At 62.7% G+C, this 21,332-nt stretch carries 23 protein-coding genes; 15 read left to right on the forward strand and 8 right to left on the reverse strand.

Translation table 11 applies throughout. The features are described from left to right. The first annotated feature begins 91 nt into the window (after window positions 1–91). The 4 genes from NDO48_RS02955 to NDO48_RS02970 all read left to right on the forward strand — a co-directional run bounded on the left by NDO48_RS02955 (window position 92) and on the right by NDO48_RS02970 (window position 3,273). On the forward strand, window positions 92–850 hold the full coding sequence (locus NDO48_RS02955) for an SDR family NAD(P)-dependent oxidoreductase (protein ID WP_018427415.1): 759 nt from the start codon (window positions 92–94) through the stop codon (window positions 848–850). 60 nt (window positions 851–910) lie between these two features. Beyond that, entirely contained in the window at window positions 911–1,432 is a 522-nt protein-coding gene (locus tag NDO48_RS02960) for a CoA-binding protein (RefSeq protein ID WP_018427416.1), read from the forward strand. Between the two features lie 144 nt (window positions 1,433–1,576). Then, complete coding sequence (locus NDO48_RS02965) at window positions 1,577–2,860, forward strand: O-acetylhomoserine aminocarboxypropyltransferase (RefSeq protein WP_018427417.1); 1,284 nt, start codon at window positions 1,577–1,579, stop codon at window positions 2,858–2,860. 68 nt (window positions 2,861–2,928) lie between these two features. Further along, window positions 2,929–3,273, forward strand: coding sequence for a cupin domain-containing protein (locus NDO48_RS02970; RefSeq protein WP_018427418.1), 345 nt, complete (start codon window positions 2,929–2,931; stop codon window positions 3,271–3,273). Window positions 3,274–3,290: 17 nt separating this feature from the next. Here the strand turns inward: NDO48_RS02970 and NDO48_RS02975 are convergent, their stop codons facing one another. After that, window positions 3,291–3,890, reverse strand: a complete 600-nt coding sequence (locus tag NDO48_RS02975; RefSeq protein ID WP_267320832.1) for a class I SAM-dependent methyltransferase — start codon at window positions 3,888–3,890, stop codon at window positions 3,291–3,293. 139 nt (window positions 3,891–4,029) lie between these two features. Between NDO48_RS02975 and NDO48_RS02980 the strand changes: the two genes are divergently transcribed. From NDO48_RS02980 to NDO48_RS02995, 4 genes are all read left to right on the forward strand, one after another. Then, the gene (locus tag NDO48_RS02980) at window positions 4,030–4,662 is read left to right on the forward strand and encodes an ATP-dependent Clp protease proteolytic subunit (RefSeq protein WP_018427420.1); all 633 of its coding nucleotides are present in this window, start codon (window positions 4,030–4,032) and stop codon (window positions 4,660–4,662) included. 299 nt (window positions 4,663–4,961) lie between these two features. After that, window positions 4,962–6,236, forward strand: a complete 1,275-nt coding sequence (gene clpX, locus NDO48_RS02985) for an ATP-dependent Clp protease ATP-binding subunit ClpX (RefSeq protein WP_018427421.1) — start codon at window positions 4,962–4,964, stop codon at window positions 6,234–6,236. 306 nt (window positions 6,237–6,542) lie between these two features. After that, entirely contained in the window at window positions 6,543–8,957 is a 2,415-nt protein-coding gene (gene lon / locus NDO48_RS02990) for an endopeptidase La (protein WP_018427422.1), read from the forward strand. A gap of 194 nt (window positions 8,958–9,151) precedes the next feature. Continuing rightward, window positions 9,152–9,424 carry an HU family DNA-binding protein gene (locus NDO48_RS02995; RefSeq protein ID WP_018427423.1) on the forward strand — a complete coding sequence of 91 codons (273 nt, stop codon included), beginning with the start codon at window positions 9,152–9,154 and terminating at the stop codon, window positions 9,422–9,424. 92 nt (window positions 9,425–9,516) lie between these two features. On the opposite strand, the gene NDO48_RS03000 is transcribed toward NDO48_RS02995, so the two are convergent. The 4 genes from NDO48_RS03000 to NDO48_RS03015 all read right to left on the reverse strand — a co-directional run bounded on the left by NDO48_RS03000 (window position 9,517) and on the right by NDO48_RS03015 (window position 13,529). Then, on the reverse strand, window positions 9,517–9,936 hold the full coding sequence (locus NDO48_RS03000; RefSeq protein ID WP_267320833.1) for a DUF6636 domain-containing protein: 420 nt from the start codon (window positions 9,934–9,936) through the stop codon (window positions 9,517–9,519). Window positions 9,937–10,110: 174 nt separating this feature from the next. Beyond that, the gene (locus NDO48_RS03005; RefSeq protein WP_267320834.1) at window positions 10,111–11,205 is read right to left on the reverse strand and encodes a M24 family metallopeptidase; all 1,095 of its coding nucleotides are present in this window, start codon (window positions 11,203–11,205) and stop codon (window positions 10,111–10,113) included. 78 nt (window positions 11,206–11,283) lie between these two features. Next, the gene (locus tag NDO48_RS03010; RefSeq protein ID WP_018427426.1) at window positions 11,284–12,879 is read right to left on the reverse strand and encodes an ABC transporter substrate-binding protein; all 1,596 of its coding nucleotides are present in this window, start codon (window positions 12,877–12,879) and stop codon (window positions 11,284–11,286) included. Next, on the reverse strand, window positions 12,876–13,529 hold the full coding sequence (locus NDO48_RS03015) for a helix-turn-helix domain-containing protein (RefSeq protein WP_245262308.1): 654 nt from the start codon (window positions 13,527–13,529) through the stop codon (window positions 12,876–12,878). Before NDO48_RS03015 ends, NDO48_RS03010 begins: the two co-directional genes overlap by 4 nt. A gap of 229 nt (window positions 13,530–13,758) precedes the next feature. On the opposite strand from NDO48_RS03015, the gene NDO48_RS03020 reads away from it, so the two are divergent. The 6 genes from NDO48_RS03020 (at window position 13,759) to NDO48_RS03045 (ending at window position 18,639) form a co-directional block, all read left to right on the forward strand. Then, window positions 13,759–14,751 (forward strand): ABC transporter permease, encoded by a 993-nt coding sequence (locus tag NDO48_RS03020; RefSeq protein ID WP_018427428.1) that lies wholly within the window; start codon window positions 13,759–13,761, stop codon window positions 14,749–14,751. Continuing rightward, window positions 14,751–15,656 carry an ABC transporter permease gene (locus tag NDO48_RS03025; protein WP_018427429.1) on the forward strand — a complete coding sequence of 302 codons (906 nt, stop codon included), beginning with the start codon at window positions 14,751–14,753 and terminating at the stop codon, window positions 15,654–15,656. The genes NDO48_RS03020 and NDO48_RS03025 overlap by 1 nt, the downstream gene beginning before the upstream one ends. Continuing rightward, window positions 15,653–16,483, forward strand: a complete 831-nt coding sequence (locus NDO48_RS03030) for an ABC transporter ATP-binding protein (RefSeq protein ID WP_018427430.1) — start codon at window positions 15,653–15,655, stop codon at window positions 16,481–16,483. Before NDO48_RS03025 ends, NDO48_RS03030 begins: the two co-directional genes overlap by 4 nt. Then, the gene (locus NDO48_RS03035) at window positions 16,480–17,223 is read left to right on the forward strand and encodes an ABC transporter ATP-binding protein (RefSeq protein WP_267320835.1); all 744 of its coding nucleotides are present in this window, start codon (window positions 16,480–16,482) and stop codon (window positions 17,221–17,223) included. Before NDO48_RS03030 ends, NDO48_RS03035 begins: the two co-directional genes overlap by 4 nt. Before the next feature lie 53 nt (window positions 17,224–17,276). Continuing rightward, window positions 17,277–17,783, forward strand: coding sequence for a GAF domain-containing protein (locus tag NDO48_RS03040; RefSeq protein ID WP_018427432.1), 507 nt, complete (start codon window positions 17,277–17,279; stop codon window positions 17,781–17,783). Between the two features lie 346 nt (window positions 17,784–18,129). Next, on the forward strand, window positions 18,130–18,639 hold the full coding sequence (locus tag NDO48_RS03045) for a hypothetical protein (RefSeq protein ID WP_026227069.1): 510 nt from the start codon (window positions 18,130–18,132) through the stop codon (window positions 18,637–18,639). Window positions 18,640–18,738: 99 nt separating this feature from the next. Here the strand turns inward: NDO48_RS03045 and NDO48_RS03050 are convergent, their stop codons facing one another. Next, the gene (locus tag NDO48_RS03050; protein WP_018427434.1) at window positions 18,739–18,960 is read right to left on the reverse strand and encodes a hypothetical protein; all 222 of its coding nucleotides are present in this window, start codon (window positions 18,958–18,960) and stop codon (window positions 18,739–18,741) included. Here NDO48_RS03050 and NDO48_RS03055 point away from each other — a divergent pair. Next, a complete protein-coding gene (locus NDO48_RS03055) occupies window positions 18,850–19,863 on the forward strand; it encodes an HlyD family type I secretion periplasmic adaptor subunit (protein ID WP_245262309.1) in 1,014 nt (337 codons plus the stop codon). The two genes, NDO48_RS03050 and NDO48_RS03055, sit on opposite strands and share 111 nt — an antisense overlap. 210 nt (window positions 19,864–20,073) lie before the next feature. Here the strand turns inward: NDO48_RS03055 and NDO48_RS03060 are convergent, their stop codons facing one another. Both NDO48_RS03060 and NDO48_RS03065 read right to left on the reverse strand, forming a co-directional pair. Beyond that, complete coding sequence (locus tag NDO48_RS03060; RefSeq protein ID WP_267320836.1) at window positions 20,074–20,715, reverse strand: LuxR C-terminal-related transcriptional regulator; 642 nt, start codon at window positions 20,713–20,715, stop codon at window positions 20,074–20,076. Window positions 20,716–20,876: 161 nt separating this feature from the next. Then, window positions 20,877–21,305, reverse strand: a complete 429-nt coding sequence (locus tag NDO48_RS03065; protein WP_018427436.1) for an HD domain-containing protein — start codon at window positions 21,303–21,305, stop codon at window positions 20,877–20,879. Window positions 21,306–21,332 lie beyond the last annotated feature (27 nt).

Here is a 21,332-nt window from a genome sequence, read left to right on the forward strand (position 1 = left end):
ACGCGGACTGTCAGTGCAAGGTAATTTTCTGCTTGAGCATGAAATTTTTGCGGATAGGTTTGCCCGCGAGGATTTTCAGGGAGCCTAAAAAATGTTCGATCTCGGTCTGAAGGGGCGCCGTGTGGTCGTTGCCGGCGGCAGCAGGGGGTTAGGCCTGCACACCGCACTCGCTTTCGCTGCGGTCGGCGCTTCGGTCTCGATCTGTGCACGCGGCGCGGCCGACCTGGAAATGGCCCGAGGCCGCATTGCCGCGCATGGTGTCACCGCCCATGCCGGGCTGTGCGACCTCGCCGACCTCGGCTCGATAGAGGCCTATGTCGCCGATGCCGCCACAGCCCTTGGCGGCATCGACATCCTGGTCAACAACGCCACCGGCAAGGCGAGTTCCGGCGCGGAGGACGATTGGGCCGCGAGCCTCGGCATCGATGTGCTTGCCACCGTGCGTGTTTCCCGCTCCGCCCAACCTCATCTTGAAAAGGGCACCAATCCGGTAATCGTCAACATCTCGTCGCGCACCGCCTTCGCCGCAGCACCGATGACGCCAGCCTATGCGGCGGCCAAAGCTGCAATCATGCATTTCACCCGCTCGCAGGCAGCGGCGCTGGCCAGGAAAGGAATTCGCGCCAACTGCGTCGCCCCCAGTTCGCTCGAATTCCCAGGTGGCTGGTGGAACAAATGCCGCGTCGACAATCCCGACCTCTACACCAGGACGCAGGCAAGCTTCCCCTTCGGACGCTTCGGCACCCCAGAGGACATCGCCCGCGTCATCCTCTTCCTGGCGTCGCCGCTGAGCGGCTGGATCACTGGCCAGACCCTGCTCGCCGACGGCGGCCAGACGCTTGCCGCCTGACGCGTCGGTTTGCGCGACAGCCTGAAAGGCGGTATCCGGAACCGTCGAGCGAGGACGGCTATGAACCACGATGCCTATGACGATGCCTATGTCGCCGAGATATTGAACACGGTCAGGACGATCGCGGTGGTGGGGGCCTCGGCCAACGACGTCAGGCCGAGCTACTTCGTCACTAAGTACCTGATCGACAAGGGTTACGAGGTCTTTCCCGTCAATCCCGGCCATGCCGGCAGGGAGATCCTCGGCCGCATGACCTATGCCAGCTTGGCCGACATTCCTGTCGCCATCGACATGGTTGACATCTTCCGTGCCGCAAGCGCGGTGCCGGCGATCATCGATGAGGTGCTGAACCTCGATCCGCTGCCCAAGGTCGTCTGGATGCAGCTCACCGTCCGCAATGACGAGGCCGCGGCGAGGGCGGAGGCGGCGGGCATCAAGGTGGTGATGAACCGCTGCCCCAAGATCGAATATGCCCGCCTTGCCGGCGAAATCGGCTGGACGGGTGTCAATTCAGGCGTGCTGTCGTCGAAGCGCCCGGTCATGCGCCAGGGTTTCCAGAGCTTCGGCATCCGCGCAAAATAGTCTGTTTTCGCACGGCCACTTCGGCCGCCGCGCAAATTATGTCTGTTGTTGCAGGCGGTTGTGAAATTTTCGTCTTTGCTTTCCGCCGCGGCCTTCGCCAAAGATGTCAGCCGATTTGACTGACCTGTTCTTTGGAGGAAAAAGATGTCCCAGCGCACCCCGGGCTTCAACACGCTCGCCGTCCATGCCGGCGCCAAGCCCGATCCGGCCACCGGCGCCCGTGCCACGCCCATCTATCAGACGACGTCCTATGTGTTCGACAACGCCGACCACGCGGCCTCGCTGTTCGGGCTCAAGGCCTTCGGCAACATCTACACCCGCATCATGAACCCGACGCAGGCCGTGCTCGAGGAGCGCATCGCCGCGCTCGAAGGCGGCACGGCGGCGCTCGCCACAGCATCTGGTCATGCCGCCCAGATGCTGGTGTTTCACAATCTGATGCAGCCCGGTGACAACTTTGTCGCAGCAAACAAGCTTTATGGCGGCTCGATTAACCAGTTCGGTCATGCCTTCAAGAATTTCGGCTGGGAGGTCCGCTGGGCCGACACCGGTGATATCGCAAGCTTCGAAAAGCAGATCGACAGCAAGACCAAGGCCATCTTCATCGAGAGCCTGGCCAATCCCGGTGGCACCTTCGTCGACATCGACAAGATCAGCGACATCGCCCGTAGGCACGGCCTGCCGCTGATCGTCGACAACACGCTGGCGAGCCCCTATCTCATCCGTCCGATCGAACATGGCGCCGACATTGTCGTGCACTCGCTGACCAAGTTCATTGGCGGCCACGGCAATTCGATCGGTGGCGTCATCGTCGACGGCGGCACCTTCGACTGGTCGAAGTCGGGCAAATACCCGATGCTGTCGCAGCCGCGCCCCGAATATGGCGGGGTGGTGCTGCACGAGACCTTCGGCAATTTTGCCTTTGCCATTGCCGCGCGCGTGCTTGGCCTGCGCGACCTCGGCCCAGCGATCTCGCCCTTCAACGCCTTCCTGATCCTTACCGGACTTGAGACGCTTCCGCTGCGCATGCAGCGCCATTGCGACAACGCGCTCACCGTCGCCGGCTGGCTCTCCGACCACCCCAAGGTTGCATGGGTGGCCTATCCCGGCCTCAAGAGCGACAAGAACCATGCGCTGATGAAGAAATATTCGCCGCAGGGCGCAGGCGCCGTCTTCACCTTTGGCCTCAAGGGCGGCTACGAAGCCGGCGTCAAGTTCGTCGAGGGATTGGAGCTGTTTTCGCATCTCGCCAATATCGGCGACACCAAGTCGCTGGTCATCCACCCGGCCTCTACGACCCACCGCCAGCTCTCCGACGAGCAGAAGGTGGCGGCGGGCGCCGGCCCCGATGTGGTTCGTCTCTCCGTCGGCATCGAAGATGTCAGCGATATCATCGCCGACCTCGAGCAGGCGCTGGCCAAGGCCTGATCGGCCGTGCAAGAGTTGGACCCCGGCAGTTTCGCGCTGCCGGGGTTTTTCATGTCTGGAGCAGGATCTTGGCGAATTTTCTGACCATCGACGTCAACGGCATCGAGCCGGAAGCCGGAGCGCCGGCCGAAGGGCGGCTGATCTCGGGCGATCCGAAATTCCGCACCTGGAACGCCGAAGAGGCCGATGGCGGGCTTTATGCCGGCATATGGGAATCGACGCCAGGCAAGTGGCGCATCGAATATGACGAATGGGAGTTCTGCCACATCCTCGCGGGCGTCTCGGTGATTGCGGAAGACAGCGGCGAAGCCCGCACAGTGCGCGCCGGCGACAGTTTCGTCCTCAGGCCCGGCTTCAGGGGAAGCTGGGAAGTGCTCGAGACGACCCGCAAGGAATATGTGATCCGGCTGTAGGGCCGGCGGCGACGGGGCTAGCTGTCCTTCGTCGCCAGCACATAGAGCCAGTCTGTCGGCAGGCCGTCATAGCCGCCGCCGGCAGCTTCGCCGATTTCCACATTCTGCCAGCCAACGTGGCCATAGGCGCCGGACAGCCATTCGGCCGATGGATAGTTGTAGTAACGACCGAAGCCGTCGCGGCCTTCGGCGGTGCCTGCCTTGTAGCTGGCGTAGAAGACGCCGTCTGGCCGCAGCGCAGCTTGTATTCTGGCGATGATGCCGGGCAGGTCGACGCGCGGCACATGCCGCAGGCAGGCGTTCGCCCAGACGCCATCGTAGAGTTCGTGTCCGTCGATGTCGCCGAACAGCAGCACCTCGACCGGCCGCCCCAGTCGCCTGGCTGCTGCAGCGGCCATCTCGGGCGTGCCGTCCGACGGCGTGACGTCGAAGCCGAGCGCAATCATCGCCTCGCTGTCCTGGCCCGCGCCGCAACCAAGCTCCAGCACCTTGCCGCCGAGGGGCAGGCGCTCGACGAAACGTTCGAGCCGTTCGGTTGCCGGCTTGCTGCGTGACGTATAGGCATCCGCTTCAATCCCGTAGAAGCCGATGGTCGCATCGTCCCGGGCTTCGCTCATTGTCTCGTCTCCCTCGCTTATGCAGGCTTGCTTGCACATCTTGCGCAATGGCAAGGCGGCATCCTATTTACAGGGCAAAGCCTCTGAACCGATTCTGCCCGTCCGGCGCTGGAATCCCATCTCGATAAAGGGATAGTCGATGAAGAACCCCGTCGAAACATACATGAACCTCGTTCCGATGGTGGTCGAGCAGACCAATCGCGGTGAGCGGGCCTATGACATCTTCTCGCGCCTGCTCAAGGAGCGCATCATCTTCATCACCGGTCCGGTCGAGGATGGCATGGCGACGCTGGTCTGCGCCCAGCTTCTGTTCCTCGAAGCCGAGAACCCGAAGAAAGAGATCAACCTCTACATCAATTCGCCCGGCGGCGTCGTGACCTCGGGCATGGCGATCTACGATACCATGCAGTTCATCAAGCCGGCGGTCTCGACGCTCTGCATCGGCCAGGCGGCTTCGATGGGATCGTTGCTGCTCTGCGCCGGCCACAAGGACATGCGTTTTGCCACGCCGAACGCCCGCATCATGGTGCACCAGCCTTCCGGCGGCTTCCAGGGGCAGGCGTCCGACATCGAGCGCCACGCCCAGGATATCGTCAAGCTCAAGCGTCGCCTCAACGAGGTCTACGTCAAGCACACGGGCAAGGACTACGAGACCATTGAACGGACGCTCGACCGCGATCATTTCATGACCGCCGACGAAGCGCGCGACTTCGGTTTGATCGACAAGGTCATCGAAAGCCGTGACGTTGCCGAGGGTGCCACGGCTTCGTGATTGGACGCTGCGACCTGCATACGAGGTCACATCTCGCATTTTTGAGATGCCTTGCGGCATTTCGGACACAATTTGCTGTTCCCTCGGCGCTTGCGGCAGCCTACGTTAAGGCTGCGTTGAGTTTCGACGGCTTAGCGTCGTCCGTGGGTGCCGCGAATCGTTGCAGCGACTTCTGGAATGTGTGTTGTACGGATTTCGTTGCGGCGGCCTGGGATGGCGGTAGCGGCGTCCGTCGTTAGATTGCATATGCGTCACTGGCCAGGCGACCGGCAGGACGGCTGTGAAAGGACTTGGACACGATGAGCAAGGTCAGCAACGGCGGCGGCGACTCCAAGAACACGCTCTATTGCTCGTTCTGCGGCAAGAGCCAGCATGAGGTACGCAAACTCATCGCCGGCCCGACCGTCTTCATCTGCGACGAGTGCGTCGAACTGTGCATGGACATCATCCGCGAGGAGAACAAGACCTCGATGGTGAAGTCGCGCGAAGGCGTGCCCACCCCGCAGGAGATCCTCAAGGTACTGGACGACTATGTCATCGGGCAGCCCCACGCCAAGCGCGTGCTGTCGGTGGCCGTCCACAACCACTACAAGCGCCTGGCTCATGCCGGCAAAAGCAACGACGTCGAATTGGCGAAGTCGAACATCCTGCTGATTGGCCCGACGGGCTGCGGCAAGACGCTGCTCGCCCAGACGCTCGCCCGCATCATCGACGTGCCGTTCACCATGGCTGACGCCACGACGCTGACCGAAGCCGGTTACGTTGGCGAGGATGTCGAAAACATCATCCTCAAGCTGCTCCAGGCTGCCGACTACAATGTCGAGCGGGCCCAGCGCGGCATCGTCTACATCGACGAGATCGACAAGATCAGCCGCAAGTCGGACAACCCCTCGATAACCCGCGACGTCAGCGGTGAGGGCGTTCAGCAGGCGCTGCTCAAGATCATGGAAGGCACCGTCGCTTCCGTGCCGCCGCAGGGCGGCCGCAAGCACCCGCAGCAGGAGTTCCTGCAGGTCGACACCGCTAATATTCTGTTCATCTGCGGCGGCGCCTTTGCCGGCCTCGACCGGATCATCTCCGACCGCGGCCGCAAGACCTCGATCGGCTTCGGTGCCACCGTTGCTTCGCCGGAAGATCGCCGCACCGGTGACCTGTTCCGCCAGGTTGAGCCTGAAGATCTGCTGAAGTTCGGCCTGATTCCCGAATTCGTCGGCCGTCTGCCCGTCCTGGCGACGCTCGAGGACCTCGATGAACCGGCGCTGATCCAGATCCTGACCGAGCCGAAGAACGCGCTGGTCAAGCAGTACCAGCGCCTGTTCGAGATGGAGAATGTTGACCTGACGTTCCACGAGAACGCTCTGTCGGCGATCGCCAAGCGCGCCATCGAGCGCAAGACCGGCGCCCGCGGCCTGCGTTCCATCATGGAAGCGATCCTGCTCGACACCATGTTCGAGCTTCCGGCGCTGGAAGGCGTACAGGAAGTGGTGATTTCGGAGGAAGTGGTGACCGGCAGCGCCCGGCCGCTCTACATCTACTCCGAACAGAAGGAAAAGAAGGGCAACGTCAGCGCCTGAGGGCTTGGCAAACTGCCTGCCGCTTCGTGAACGCGCGATGCGGCGATACGGACTACCGCTCCAGCGAACGGCGCCCCAGCGGCGCCGTTCCGCATTTTGGGGCTTCAGGGAAACGTGTGCCAAACCTGTTGGGGATTGGCCTTGATGTTTACCCGGCGAAGCTCCAACTAACGGAGATGAGGCGATGGGTTATGTTCCGTGCTCTAATGCACCGCGCGGTAATCGGCGGTAGGCGGAACCGTCCATGGTCGTTAATATGAGATTCGCGGCTGGCGCTTGCGCGGCTGCGATATGAAAGGTTGGACAATGGCCAAAATATCCCGCTCTTCCAGCGAAGGAACCTTCGCGGTCCTGCCGTTGCGCGACATTGTCGTGTTCCCGCACATGATCGTCCCGCTTTTCGTGGGGCGTGAAAAGTCGATCAAGGCTTTGGAAGAGGTAATGGGTCAGGAAAAGCAGATCCTGCTTGCGACCCAGATGAATGCCGCCGACGACGATCCCGAGCCGGATGCCATCTATGACATCGGCACGCTCGCCAATGTGCTGCAGTTGCTGAAGCTGCCCGATGGCACCGTCAAGGTGCTGGTCGAAGGCACAACGCGTGCCAAGATTCAGTCCTTCACCGACAAGCCCGACTTCCACGAGGCCCACGCTCTCATCCTGAGCGAACCGGAAGAGGAGGCAGTCGAGGTCGAGGCGCTTGCGCGTTCGGTGGTTTCCGATTTCGAAAACTACGTCAAGCTGAACAAGAAGATTTCGCCCGAGGTGGTTGGCGCAGCCGGCCAGATCGAGGACTATTCCAAGCTCGCCGATACGGTCGCTTCGCATCTCGCGATCAAGATCACCGAGAAGCAGGAAATGCTTGGCACGCTCTCCGTCAAGGAGCGGCTGGAAAAGGCGATGGGCTTCATGGAAGCCGAGATCTCCGTCCTTCAGGTGGAAAAGCGCATCCGTAGCCGCGTCAAGCGGCAGATGGAGAAGACCCAGCGCGAGTACTATCTCAACGAGCAGATGAAGGCGATCCAGAAGGAGCTCGGCGAGGGTGAGGACGGCCGTGACGAGGCTGCCGAGATCGAGGCGCGCATCAAGAAGACGAAGCTGTCCAAGGAGGCCCGCGAAAAGGCGGAGGCCGAGCTGAAGAAGCTTCGGACGATGTCGCCGATGTCGGCAGAATCCACTGTCGTGCGCAACTACCTCGACTGGCTGCTGTCCATTCCGTGGGGCAAGAACTCCAAGGTCAAGCAGGACCTGAACTTTGCCCAGGAGGTGCTCGACACCGATCATTTCGGTCTCGACAAGGTCAAGGACCGCATCGTCGAGTACCTGGCCGTGCAGAGCCGCCAGAAGAAGCTCAAGGGCCCGATCCTGTGCCTCGTCGGTCCTCCCGGCGTTGGCAAGACCTCGCTCGGCAAGTCGATCGCCAAGGCGACCGGCCGCGAGTTCATTCGCATGGCGCTCGGCGGCGTGCGTGACGAGGCCGAGATCCGCGGTCACCGCCGCACCTATATCGGCTCGATGCCCGGCAAGGTCATCCAGTCGATGAAGAAGGCGAAGAAGTCCAACCCGCTCTTCCTGCTCGACGAGATCGACAAGATGGGCCAGGACTTCCGCGGCGACCCGTCGTCGGCGCTGCTCGAGGTGCTCGATCCGGAACAGAACGCAACGTTCATGGATCACTATCTCGAGGTTGAGTACGACCTCTCGAGCGTGATGTTCGTGACGACGGCCAATACGCTGAACATCCCTGCGCCCTTGATGGACCGCATGGAAATCATCCGTATCGCCGGCTACACCGAGGACGAGAAGGTTGAGATCGCCAAGCGGCACCTGATGCCGAAGGTGGTTCGCGACCACGCGCTCCAGCCCAAGGAGTTCTCGGTCTCGGAAGATGCGATCCGTGCCGTCATCCAGACCTACACTCGTGAAGCGGGCGTGCGCAGCCTCGAGCGCGAGCTGATGAAGCTCGGGCGCAAGGCCGTGACCGAGATCCTGAAGACCAAGAAGAAGTCGGTGAAGATCACATCGGCCAATCTGGACGAGTATCTCGGCGTGCCGCGCTATCGTCACGGCCAGGTCGAAGGCGAGGATCAGGTCGGTGTCGTCACCGGTCTGGCCTGGACCGAGGTTGGCGGCGAGCTGCTGACCATCGAAGGCGTGATGATGCCGGGCAAGGGCCGCATGACGGTCACCGGCAACCTGCGCGACGTCATGAAGGAGTCGATCTCGGCCGCGGCATCCTATGTCCGCAGCCGTGCCCTCGACTTCGGCGTCGAGCCGCCGCTGTTCGACAAGCGCGACATCCACGTGCATCTGCCGGAAGGTGCGACGCCGAAGGATGGTCCGTCTGCCGGCACCGCGATGGCCACCGCCATCGTCTCGATCCTCACCGGTATCCCGGTCAGGGCAGACGTGGCGATGACGGGCGAGATCACGCTGCGTGGTCGCGTGCTGCCGATCGGCGGCCTCAAGGAGAAGCTGCTTGCAGCGCTTCGCGGCGGCATCAAGAAGGTGCTGATCCCGGAAGAGAACGCCAAGGACTTGGCCGACATTCCGGAAAACGTGAAGAGCGGCATGGAGATCATCCCGGTCAGCCGCATGGGCGAGGTCATCAAGCACGCCCTGGTGCGCCAGCCAGAGCCGATCGAATGGACCGAGCCGGTCGATGTTCCGGCGGCCAAGCCGGACGCTTCTGAGGATGTCGGCGCGAGCTTCGCTCATTAAGCTGCACCTTAAGTTGCACTGCAAACAAAAAGCCGGACTTCGGTCCGGCTTTTTTCATGTGAAAAACCCCGGAATTCCGGGCTTTTTTCGATTTTTGGGGCCTTTTAGACTTGGTTGTGGCGGAAGCTTTTTCTAAAGTCCTCCTCCTACCGGCTGAGTCTTATGTCCCGGTTTTCTCATGGAAGGGAATTTGAATGAACAAGAACGAACTAGTGTCCGCTGTCGCCGAGGCTTCCAAGCTCTCCAAGGGCGATGCGCAGTCCGCTGTTGATGCGGTGTTCTCCGTCATCACCGGCGAACTGAAGAACGGCGGCGATGTCCGGCTTGTCGGTTTCGGAAATTTCACCGTGTCAAAACGCGCGGAGTCCACTGGCCGTAACCCGCAGACGGGCGCGGAAGTGAAGATCCCGGCCCGCACGGTCCCGAAGTTCTCGGCCGGCAAGGGCCTGAAGGACGCGGTCAACTGATCGCTGCCTTCCAGAATTGATTGAAAAGCCGGGCTTGCCCGGCTTTTCTTTTTTTGACGGCCGGCAACCTGTGCCGCGACTGCTTCGGCCGCTCAGTTGACTTCGGTCCTGGTCTTGCTGATGAAGAAGCCGTGGCCGTCGTTGCGGGCGCAAGTCAGCCCGGCTTTTGCCGACGTACAGGTGAACGGACCTTTCCTCCAGCTGTTGCCGTAGTCGAGCGTGTGCGTGCCATCGCAGCATCCGGTGTCGCCGACATTTTGGTAACGCTTGGCTTTCCCCGCCTTGCCGAGGATGAACCTCTGGTAGGTCGGCTCGATGCGGTCGCAGCCGAGTTCGGGGCCGCCATCCTCGGGCATGTAGACGTCCGATCCGCCTGATGGCGTGTACTGGCAACCGACATTGCCTGAGGGCATGTTGAAGTAGATCAGGCCGCCATCGGCCGGAAAGGTCTGTTCCGCGGCGTTCGCTTGTAATGAGATCAACGCCGCTGTCGCCAAGAGAAAAGAACGCACCGCCCCCTCCGCGCAATGTTCCGGCTCCTGACCGCGACGATACCACCCGCGCCAGGAAAATGAATGGCCTGCTTGTCACATCGTCCGTCGTTGCGGGGGCAGGTGGGGGCATTGCGCCAAAGAAAAAGGGCCGCGGTTGCGGCCCTTTCCTTGTTCGATTGGAGTGGCGAAGGCTCAGGCTTCGACCAGGAATGCCTCGCGCGGCAGGTCGGACAGCACTTCCGCGCGGTTGCCGCGCAGGATTACGATCTCCTCGAGCCGCAGGCCGAAGCGGCCCTGCAGGTAGATGCCGGGTTCGATCGAGAACACGTTGCCTTCCTGCAGGATCGTTTCCGACGTGCCGGTGATGTAGGGCTGCTCGTGAATGTCGATGCCGAGCCCGTGGCCGGTACGGTGCAGGAAGTTCGGGCCGTAGCCGGCGGCGGTGATGACGTCGCGAGCGGCCTTGTCGACTTCCTTGGCGGCAACGCCGGGCTTGGCGGCGGCGATGGCTGCCTGCACAGCGCGCTCCAGCACGCTATGCACCTCGTCGAAGCCCTCAGGCTTGTCACCGAACACCCCGACACGGGTCATGTCGGACGGGTAGCCGTCCTTGCGGCCGCCGATGTCGATCAGCACGGCTTCATTGGCCTTGAGCTTGCGGTTGCCGGTGTGGTGGTGCGGGAAGGCGCCGTTCTCGCCGAAGCAGACGCTGGCGAACTCGGCGGTGGCACCGTTGGCTGCGAAGAAGTCGCGGATCGCCTTGGCCACTTCCAGCTCGGTCACGCCTTCCTTGAGGGCGGCGAAACCTGCCTTCATGGCGCCGTCGTTGAGCACGGCGTTCATCTTCAGGAGCGCATACTCGGCCTCGTCCTTCTTGCCGCGCAGGAAGCTGACCGTGTCGTTGAGGAAGCTGCGCTTGACGCCGGGCAGGGCATCGAGGGCAAGCAGCGCGAAATCGGCGCGCATGGTCTCGTCGAGGGCTACCGAGACGTCGCCATCCTTGGCGCCGCAATCGGCGAGCAGCTGCGACAGCGCTGCCTGCGGGCCGTCTGCGTCGGCCCAGGGGTAAAAGGGCAGCTTGGTGTGGGGACGCTGGCTGTCGGCGTTCAGAACTGGCATCAGGAAGCCCGCGTGCTTCTGCGACACGATCAGCATGACCGGGCGCTCGTCGCCATGGGGCGACATGCCCGCGAGCCACACCAGATGCGACGAGGGTCCGACGATCACGAGGTCGGTTCCCGTCTCAGCCATGCGTTCGCGCAACCGCGCCATCCGCTCTTCGTACATTGTCTTTGCCTTCTAGGATTGTGCGTGGGGTAAGGAAAAGGGGCCGCCCTTGCGAGCGGCCCCGGGTCGTCTGCCTGGTCAGTTCTTCTTGACGAGGCGGTAGTAGACGAAGTCGGAGGTTGCGCCGTTGACGTAGCCCTCGACGTTCTTGGCGCGGGCCACCTGGGTGGCTGCCTGGAACATGATGACGATCGGCGACTTCTCCTGCACCTTCTTCTGCAGATCGACATACATGGCGCTGCGCTTTGCCGGATCGGCTTCGGCGAGAGCTGCCTTGGTCTCCTTGTTCAGCTCTTCCGGCACTGCCCAGCTGTTACGCCACGTGGTGGTCGACTGGTAGTTTCCGTCAGAGTTGTCGGTGTTGTAGGCGAAGGCCTTGGCGTTGGAGTGCGGGTCCATGAAGTCAGGCCCCCAATACAGAAGCATCGCCTCATGCGTGCGGGCACGGTACTTGGTGATCACCTGCGAGCCGGTGCCCGGGATGATGTCGAAGTTGATGCCGGCTTCGGCAAAGCTTGCCTGCAGCGACTGCGCCATGTCGGTGAACGGCGTCGAGTTGATGACGTCGAGCGTCACCTTGATCGGCGTCTTGATGCCGGCATCGGCCAGGATCTTCTTGGCCTTGGCGGGATCGTAGCTGTAGGGCGTCTCGTCGAGCGAACCGGGGAAGCCCTTCGGCCAGAAGGCCTGGTGCGTCTGCATCTGGCCCTTGAGGAAGGTGTCGGTCATACCCTTGTAGTTGACCAGGTAGCGGGCGGCGTCCCACACGGCGGGCGGCGTCAGCGTCTCGGTCTTCTGGTTGAACGACAGGAAGTGCACGGCAGCCTGCGGATAGGTCTCGGTCGCCACCTTGTCGTTGCCGGCAAGCGTCGCGATCTGGTCCGACGTCAGGTTCTTGGCCATGTCGACGTCGCCCGACTGCAGCAGCAGCTGCTGGGTCGCAGCTTCGGCGACGTGACGGATGATCACGCCCTTGATCGCCGGGGCGCCGTTGAAATAGTCGGCGTTGGCGGTCAGGTTGATCAGCTCGCCCGGACGGAAGGCCTTGAGCGCGAACGGGCCAGTGCCTGCCGAGTTCGACTTCAGCCACGCGTTGCCCATGTCGCCATTGGCTTCGTTGGCCTGCAGCGTCACTGCGTCGACGATCGAAGCCGGACGGGCTGCGAGCACGTTGAGCACGAAGGCCGACGAGAAGTCGCCTTCATACTTCACCACTACCTTGTTGCCGTCGGCAGTGACCATCTTGTCGTAGTTCTCGGGCGTCCAGCCGAGCTGCGTCAGAATGAAGGCAGGAGCCTTGTTGAGGGTGATGACGCGCTTCCACGAATAGACCACGTCCTCGGCGCGCAGCGGGTTGCCGGAAGTGAACTTGACGCCGTCGCGCAGCGTGAAGGTGATGGTCTTGTTGGCGTCGTCGGCAGCCCATTCCTTGGCGAGGCCGGCGGCAAGCGTCTTGGTGTCGACGGCGTCATACTGCACCAGGCGATCGTAGGTCTGGGCGACATATTCGCCCGACGAGAACTCGTAGGCCTCGGCCGGGTCGATGCTGACGATGTCGTCGATGTTCTGCGCCACGACGAGCACATTGGCCGGCGTCGCCGCCAGGCTGGCCTGCGGCATCATCGGCATAGCCAGGGCTGCGGCGAGCAGCGCGGCCTTGAACATTTTGGTCATTTTCTCTCCTTTTTGGTTCCCAATGTCTTTGTCTCGGCCCTTGAACCGCGTAGGGCCGGATGCTCCGTGCGTGACCTGAACATCGGCAAGGTGCCGGTCCAGAGCATGCGCGCGAACTTGTCGGTGTCGTTCGACCAGGAGTGCGGACGGTTGCCGCGGAAATGCAGGCTGTCTCCGGCCGAAAGCACCATTTCGTCGTCCTCGAGGCGCTGGGTGATCTTGCCTTCGAGGATGAACAGGATTTCCTCGCCTTCGTGGCTGACGGTCTCGGACCGGTAGCCGGGCGGAACGTTGAGGATGAAGGACGACAGCACGTTGCCGGTGAAGTCGGCGGCGATGCGCTCGTAGATGATCGAAGAGCCGTCGACCGAGAAGCGGTTGCGCTGGTCGGCGCGGGTCAGCCCATCTTCCATCGAGGGGGTGGCGATGAAATAATCCACAGCCACGTCGAGGCTGCGTGCCAGCTGGGCGAGGGTGCCGAGGGAAGGGGTGGCATGGTCGCGTTCGACTTGGCTGAGATAGCCCACGGAAATGCCCGCGGCGTCGCACAATTCCTGCAGTGTCATCGACAGCTGCCGGCGGCGAGCACGGATCAGTGCGCCCACCTTTGGTTGGCTCGCCATCGCGGTCTTGCTGGCCTCCGAGGACACGCTCAATTTTGCTCCCATCAAAATTTTTTTGATCTAAGCAAAATTATTTGTATAGTCCAAGCAGAATTTTGCTGGACAGAAAACATCCGTGCCGCATCAGCGGTGCGGCCAATGTGGTAGGAACCGACACCGCGTGGCATCAGAAACCGACTCCGCCGTACAGGCGCTTCCAACAGGGCCCGGCGGCTCGTCGCGCAATGCGCGGCACGCCTGGAAAACGGCAAAGGGGGTGCTTGGCGTCCTTGCTGCCGTTGCATTCACCTTCCTGGGCCTTTTGGCCATCACCTTCTTCATCGGCCGCGTGGTGCCAATCGACCCGGTGCTCGCCGTCGTCGGCGACCGCGCGCCGCGCGCCGTCTATGAGGCCGCCCGCATCGAGATGGGCCTCGACAAGCCGCTGATCGTGCAATTCCTCCACTATGTCGGCAACGTGCTGACGGGAGATCTCGGCATGTCGGTTTCGACCGGCAGGCCCGTCGCCGAGGATCTGGCCCGCGTCTTCCCGGCAACGCTTGAGATGGCGACGTTGGGCATCATCATCGGCGTGCTCATGGGCGTGCCGATGGGCGTTTATGCCGCCAGCCGGCAGGGCAGTCTCCTCGATCAGGTCATCCGTGTCGTCGGCCTGCTCGGCTATTCGGTGCCGGCCTTCTGGCTTGGCCTCGTCGGTCTTGCGCTGTTCTACGCCAAGCTGCAATGGGTCGGTGGCCCCGGCCGCCTCGATATCTTCTATGACGGCATGGTCGACCCGGTGACCGGCCTGATCCTGATCGACAGCCTGCTTGCCGGCGAAACCGAGATATTCTTCAACGCTTTCTCGCACATCGCGCTGCCTGCGGCCGTGCTCGGCTTCTTCAGCCTGGCCTACATCGCCCGCATGACGCGTTCCTTCATGCTCGACCAACTGGCGCAGGAATATGTCACCACCGCCCGCGTCAAGGGCGTGTCGGAGCGGCTGGTGCTGTGGCGTCATGCCTTCCGGCCGATCCTCGTGCCGCTCATCACCGTCATCGGTCTGTCTTATGCCGGCCTGCTCGAGGGCTCGGTCATGATCGAGACCGTCTTCTCCTGGCCCGGCATCGGCAACTACCTGACGACCGCGCTGCTCAACGCCGACATGAACGCCGTGCTCGGCTCGACGCTGGTCATTGGCGCGGTCTTCATCGGCATCAACAAGATTTCGGACGTGCTTTACCGCGTCCTCGACCCGAGGGCACGCTGATGGCGACCACCCGCGACTGGCTTCTCGACGATTCGCCGTCCTCGCGCCTGCAGGCGCGCCTTGGCCGCAGCTATCGTCTTTCGCGCTCCTTGATGCGCAATCCCCTGGCCGTGGTCGGCGCGATCATCGTGCTGGCCCTGATCCTGGTCGCGCTGTTTGCGCCCTGGATCGCCACGCATTCGCCCATCGGCCAGGACCTTGCCAACCGGCTCAAGCCACCGAGCGCCGAAAACTGGATGGGCACTGACGAGCTCGGCCGCGACATCTGGAGCCGCGTCGTCTACGGCGCACGCATCACTTTGATGATCGTGGCGCTGGTGGCGGTGCTCGCGGCCCCCGTCGGTCTGATCGTCGGTGCTGTCGCTGGCTATTTCGGCGGCTGGACCGACCGCATCCTGATGGGCATCACCGACATCTTCCTGTCGATGCCGAAGCTGATCCTGGCGTTGGCCTTCGTCGCGGCTCTTGGGCCCGGCATCCAGAACGCCATTATCGCCATCGCCATTGCCACCTGGCCCGGCTATGCCCGCATCGCCCGAGCCGAGACGCTCACCATCCGCAACTCCGAGTTCGTCTCCGCGGTCGAGTTGCAGGGGGCTTCGCCCTTGCGCGTCATCGTCAACCACATCTTGCCGCTCTGCACCTCGTCGATGATCATCCGTGTCACACTCGACATGGCCGGCATCATCCTGACGGCGGCCGGCCTCGGCTTCATCGGTCTCGGCGCCCAGCCGCCGCTGCCGGAATGGGGCGCGATGATCTCGCGCGGCCGCTCCTTCATTCTTGACCAGTGGTGGGTTGCGACCATGCCCGGTTTCGCCATCGTCATCGTCAGCCTCGGCTTCTGCTTTCTCGGAGACGGCCTGCGCGATGTCCTCGACCCCAAACATGGAGACCGCCAATGAGCGCGCTCCTGGAAATCGAGAACCTGCGCGTCACGTTTCCGACGGCGCGCGGCCCGGTGGACGTGGTCAAGGGCCTATCGCTGACGCTCGGCCGCGAGCGTCTCGGCATCGTCGGCGAAAGCGGTTCGGGCAAGTCGATGACCGGCCGCTCGATCCTGCGGCTGATCCGTGCCCCCGGCAGGGTCACAGCCGACAAGCTGCGCTTCGATGGCATCGACCTGCTCGCCCAGTCGGAAAAGCAGATGCGCGCCGTCAGGGGCGCACGCATCTCCATGGTCATGCAGGACCCCAAGTTCTCACTGAATCCGGTCATGACCATCGGCGACCAGATCGCAGAGGCGCTTCTGACGCACCAGAAGCTTGCCCGCGCCGACATCAGGGGCCGCACGCTGGCCATGCTCGAGGCGGTGCGCATCAACGATCCCGAGCGTGTGCTTGGCCTCTATCCGCACGAGGTTTCGGGCGGCATGGGCCAGCGCATTATGATCGCCATGATGCTGATCCCCGAGCCGGACCTGCTGATTGCCGACGAGCCGACCTCGGCGCTGGACGTTTCGGTCCAGGCACAGGTGCTCGAGATCATCGACGACCTCGTCAAGCGCAAGGGCATGGGCCTGATCCTGATCAGCCACGACCTCGATCTGGTGTCCACCTATTGCGACCGCATCCTGGTGATGCGGGGCGGCGAGGTGGTGGAGGAGTGTGCTGCCGGCGAACTCCGCAACGCCAAACATCCCTACACGCGCGGCCTGCTCGCCGCGATCCCGCGTCTTGACGAAGATCGCGAGGAGCTTCCGGTCCTGCAACGCAACGAGGCTTCGACATGAGTGCGCTGAAGATCGAACACCTCGACATCTCCTACGGCGATTCGAGGGTCACCCACGACATCAGCCTTTCGGTCGCCGAGGGCGAGAGCTTTGCGCTTGTCGGCGAGAGCGGCTCGGGCAAGACCACCGTGCTCAAGGCCATTGCCGGCATGGCAAGGAGCTGGACCGGCTCCATCACCGCCTTCGGTCACGCCCGCACACCCGGTATCGACCGCGGCTTTGCCCGCCAGTGCCAGATGGTGTTCCAGGACCCCTATGGCTCTCTGCATCCGCGCAAGACAGTCGACGCAACGCTGAGCGAGCCGCTGGCCATCCATGGCATCTCCGACAATGGCGAGCGCGTCGACGAGGTGATGCAGTCGGTCGGCCTCGACCGCCGCTTCCGCTTCCGCTTCCCGCACCAGCTGTCGGGGGGGCAGCGTCAGCGCGTGGCGATTGCGCGCGCGCTCATCCTCAAGCCTAAGTTGCTGTTGCTCGATGAGCCGACGTCGGCGCTCGACGTGTCGGTGCAGGCCGAAATCCTCAACCTGCTCAAGCGCCTGCGTCGCGAGCAGGGGCTGACCTATCTCATGGTCACCCACAATCTCGCCGTCGTCTCCTTCCTCTGCGACCGTCTGGCCGTCATGCGCCATGGCCGGATTGTCGAAGTAGCCAACGTCGACCAGCTCAAGCGCGGCGCGCTGGAGAACCCCTATTCGCGCGAGCTGATCGAGTTCAGCGCGTCTCACGCCAAGGCTTGAAACCCTTGACGCTCCCAAACTGAAGTCCCAAGACCTGAAATATCGAGGTAATCATGACTGACACTGCATTCGCCGAGGCGCTGGCCGCCTTCGATGCCGCCATTGCGACCACGACCGAAGTCAAAGGCGTGTGGAAGGCTCTTGAGGCGCTGGCCGACGTTGTGGTCGGCGCCAAGCTCTTCACCGTCATGAAGCTCGATTGGGCCAAGGACCTTTCGGGCCGCACCTATACCAGCCATCCGGACGCCTATCCGGTCTCCGGCACCAAGCCGATCAACCGCACCCATTGGTTCGACACGATCCACGTCCAGCGCAAGCCCTTCGTTGCCAACACAATCAAGGACATCGCCGACGTTTTCCCTGATCACGAGACGATCTGGTCGCTTGGCTGCGGTTCGGTGCTCAATTGGCCCGTCTTCGTCGGCGACACCATGCTCGGCACGGTCAATATGCTGCACGAGGAACACTACTACACGCCCCAGCGTGTCGAAGCCGCCAACCACCTGTCGCTGGCCGCCAAGGCTGCCTTCCTGGCCGTGGAACACATCGAGCGCCGCTGAGGCGCTCCAGCACCGCAGGCGGCAACGCCTCAAGATCATCCGCCGGCGCCTCGTGTGCCGGCGGATTTTTTCTGCCGTCCGCATTCGATGGCTCGGCCGCGCCGTTCGTCGTCAAGCGGACGTCTCGCCAACGCGCAAGTCAGCATCTTCGGTGTAAGCGAAGCGCTCAATCAACTGAGCGGCTTGAGCTCGGAATAGGACCAAAGGCTGGCGCCGGTGGCACATTGGTCCGGCTCGGGGGCGTATCGGTCGCAGGACGCTGCACATGTGAGCGAGGCTGCGGCAGGGTGGTTCTTGCAAGACGATCCATGGCGCATCGCGCCGTGCGAACGAAAGGAGCCCTAAGATGCGTGCAAGATCCTCCCTGCAACTCACCTTGCTCATGCTTCGTGCCTCCGCCGCACTCGCCTTGACTGCCGCGCCGCTGCACCTCGCCTTCGACGGCGCCATGCCGAAGCTTGTGGCGGCAACTGCATTGGCCGACAGCGACGATTCCGGCGGCGGCGGTGATCGCGATTCGGGCGGCCATGACAGCGATGACAACGACGGTGGCGACGATCATGGCGGCGGCCATGACGATGACGATGATGACGACGACCATGGCGGCTCAAGCGGCCATGGCAACGACGATGACGATGATGACGACGATGACAAGGGTGGCGACCACCACGTCAATCCGAGCACCGGCGATCGCGTCGAAGTCGACGGTGACAACATCCAGGTTCTGCATCCCGACGGTACGAAGGAGGAAATCGACGGCGGCGTATATGAAATGAAGGACGCCCGAGGGCGGACCATCATCGAGCGCCGCGCGACACAAGCCGACATAGATCGGCTGGCGGCCTTGGCAAGCTGACGCCAGCCAGGGCCAGTCTCATCACGCCGCAACCGGATGAGACCCCAACGCTGCCGGTTCATGAACAACCCCGACCAGGTTTACCCGCCCGGTTCCCGATCATGCCCCGGCCAACTCAGGCGACAGGCTGGAAAGGTTCAAGACCTTTCCGGCCTTTCCTTTGCCCGGTTTCAACCCGCTATCCGCGGCTAGGCCGTCTTGTAACTGACCATCGTTCGCACCCAACTCGCCGAACTCAAGGCGCGCCAGGCGCGGCTCGTCGCTGAGCGCGACAATCTCGATTGGGTCGCGTTCCCAACCGAACTGGTCCAGAACCAGCATGGGTTCGATGTGGTTTCGGCAGGTGAAATGCGCCTGTTTCGCGGCAACCAGCTGAACCGGCGCAGCCAGAAGGACCAGCTTGAACTCGGCGTCCGGCAGCTTGGCGAGGAGGTAAAGGGGCTGGAGGCCCAGCTGAAATCCAAGTCCGATGAGATTGCGCTCGTCGCCAAGGAAGCCTCGAAGATCAAGGGGCTGGCCGACCGCCGCCTGATCGAGGGCGCTCGTGTTTACAACAGCGAGCGGGACACCGCCCGCCTTGGCGGTGAACGTGCCGAGATCGAAGCGGGGATCGCGCGCGCCAGGGCGAGGATGAGCGAGATCAGGCTCCAGATCATCGCCGTCGACGAGACCGCGCGCACCGAGGCCCAGCGTGAACTGAGCATCGTCGAGCCCAAGATATCCGAGCTCCACGAAAGACGTGCGGCGATCGAGGACGTGCTGTCACGCACCGACATCAGGGCGCCGATCGCCGGCACCGTCAACGAGCTTTCCGTGCACACCATCGGCGGCGTCATCACGCCGGCCGAAAAACTGGTCACGTTGGTTCCCGCCGAAGCCAAGCTCAAGATCGAGGCCCGGCTTTCGCCCACCGACATCGACCAGATCTCCATAGGCCGCCCGGCCAAGCTCAGGTTCTCGGCGTTCAACCAACGCACGACGCCGGAGCTGCAAGGGGCCATCGCCTATGTCTCGCCGGCAACGAGCAGCGATCCCGCCAGCGGTCAGGTCTATTATGTCGCCAATGTCACGGTGACATCAGACGAATTGGCAAAGCTCGAAAACAACAAGCTTCTGCCGGGCATGCCCGTGGAAATCTACATCTCGACTGACGAGCGCACGGCCATGTCCTATCTGGTAAAGCCGCTTTCCGACCAGTTCAACCGGGCGTTCCGCGAGCAGTAGTCGCGGGCAGGGCATACCCGAAACGATCAGTGGTATTGTGGCTAAGTTGCCGATGTCACGGCAACAGCGGACGAAATGGAAATGCCGGGGCGAGGTTCTACAGGCACGTTGATCTGGGCCCTGCTTCGCGACCTGCGGACTGTCAGATGATGCCGCTGTCGCACCGGATGTTCCGAGAGCCGCATCAAGACAACGCCGTGCCTGCAGCGATCAGCGCGCGCCGGCCCTGACCTCGTGAATCAGCATTGCGGCTTCGGTGCGGTTGCGTACGCCGAGTTTGGCAAAGACCTTGGTCATGTGGTGCTTGATGGTCTTTTCCTGCAGGTTCAGGCGCAGCGCCACTTCCTTGTTGCTGAGCCCGCCGCCGACCAGCCGCAGAATCTGGTCCTCGCGCTTGGTCAGCTGTTGCAGTGGATCGCCGCTGCCGTCCCTGGAGATTCGCGCTTCGAGATCTTCGACAAGACGGGCGGACAATTGCGGCGCGACATAGGTCTCGCCGCCTGCGACGCGGTGCAGAATCTCGGCCAGCGAGCGCGCCCCGACGCCTTTGAGGATGTAGCCGCGAATGCCGAGCTGCAGTGCCTCGATCAGGTCGCTCATCGCCTCTGATACGGTCAGCAGCGCGATCCTGAGGCCGGGCCGGTCGGCCAGGATGGTCCGGGCCGCGTTGAGCCCACCACCCGGCATGCTGATGTCCATCAGCATGATCTCGGGATCCTCTTGCATCAGCCGGACGGCATCTTCCGACGAAGCACCCTGGCCGACGATCTCGAACCCGCCGATCTCAGACAAGCTGCGCACCACGCCTTCGCGCAGAAGGGGGTGGTCGTCGACTACCGCCAGACGGATCATGCCGGCACCTTCAGCTCTTTCGAGCTTCTTGTAGTTGGCCTTTGCACACGCGCTGCCGTGCAGCAGAATGGGGCTAGGTTAGCGGCTTGTGCAATCCGGGAAAGTGACCAAGGTCGCACGGAGAACGGGACATTTGGGCCCTTCGGACTGGGCGAGGGGGATCACAGGGCCGCCGCCGCTTCGAGGATCGACCGCGCTTTCCGATACCGCTCAAGCAGGCTCGAATCGAGCTTGGCGGCCTCGACGCGATCTGGCCTCATATTGTCATCGATGTCGGCCAGCTTAACCCGTCTTGCGATGTCATTGGTGGCGCAACGCGCGATGAAACTGTCGTATGTCTCTCCATGCCCGCGCGTCAGGGCTAACACGGCCTCGATGACGGATTCCGAGAAGCCTTTACAACGCAGATCGCCGGCGCTGATCTCAGTGTCTTCGACAACATCGTGAAGCACCGCCACTATGCGATCATCCTCTCGTTCAAGGGCGAGCATTACGCGGAGCGGGTGGAGGACATACGGCTGCCCGGCCTTGTCGATCTGCCCTTGGTGAGCCGCAGCGGCCAGTTGGATGGCTTTTGTCAAATCGCTCATCGGCGCTTTCCTTGCGGTGTGGCTGCT

Origin of the sequence: Aminobacter sp. MET-1 (assembly GCF_026521175.1) — a bacterium.
Taxonomy (GTDB): domain Bacteria; phylum Pseudomonadota; class Alphaproteobacteria; order Rhizobiales; family Rhizobiaceae; genus Aminobacter.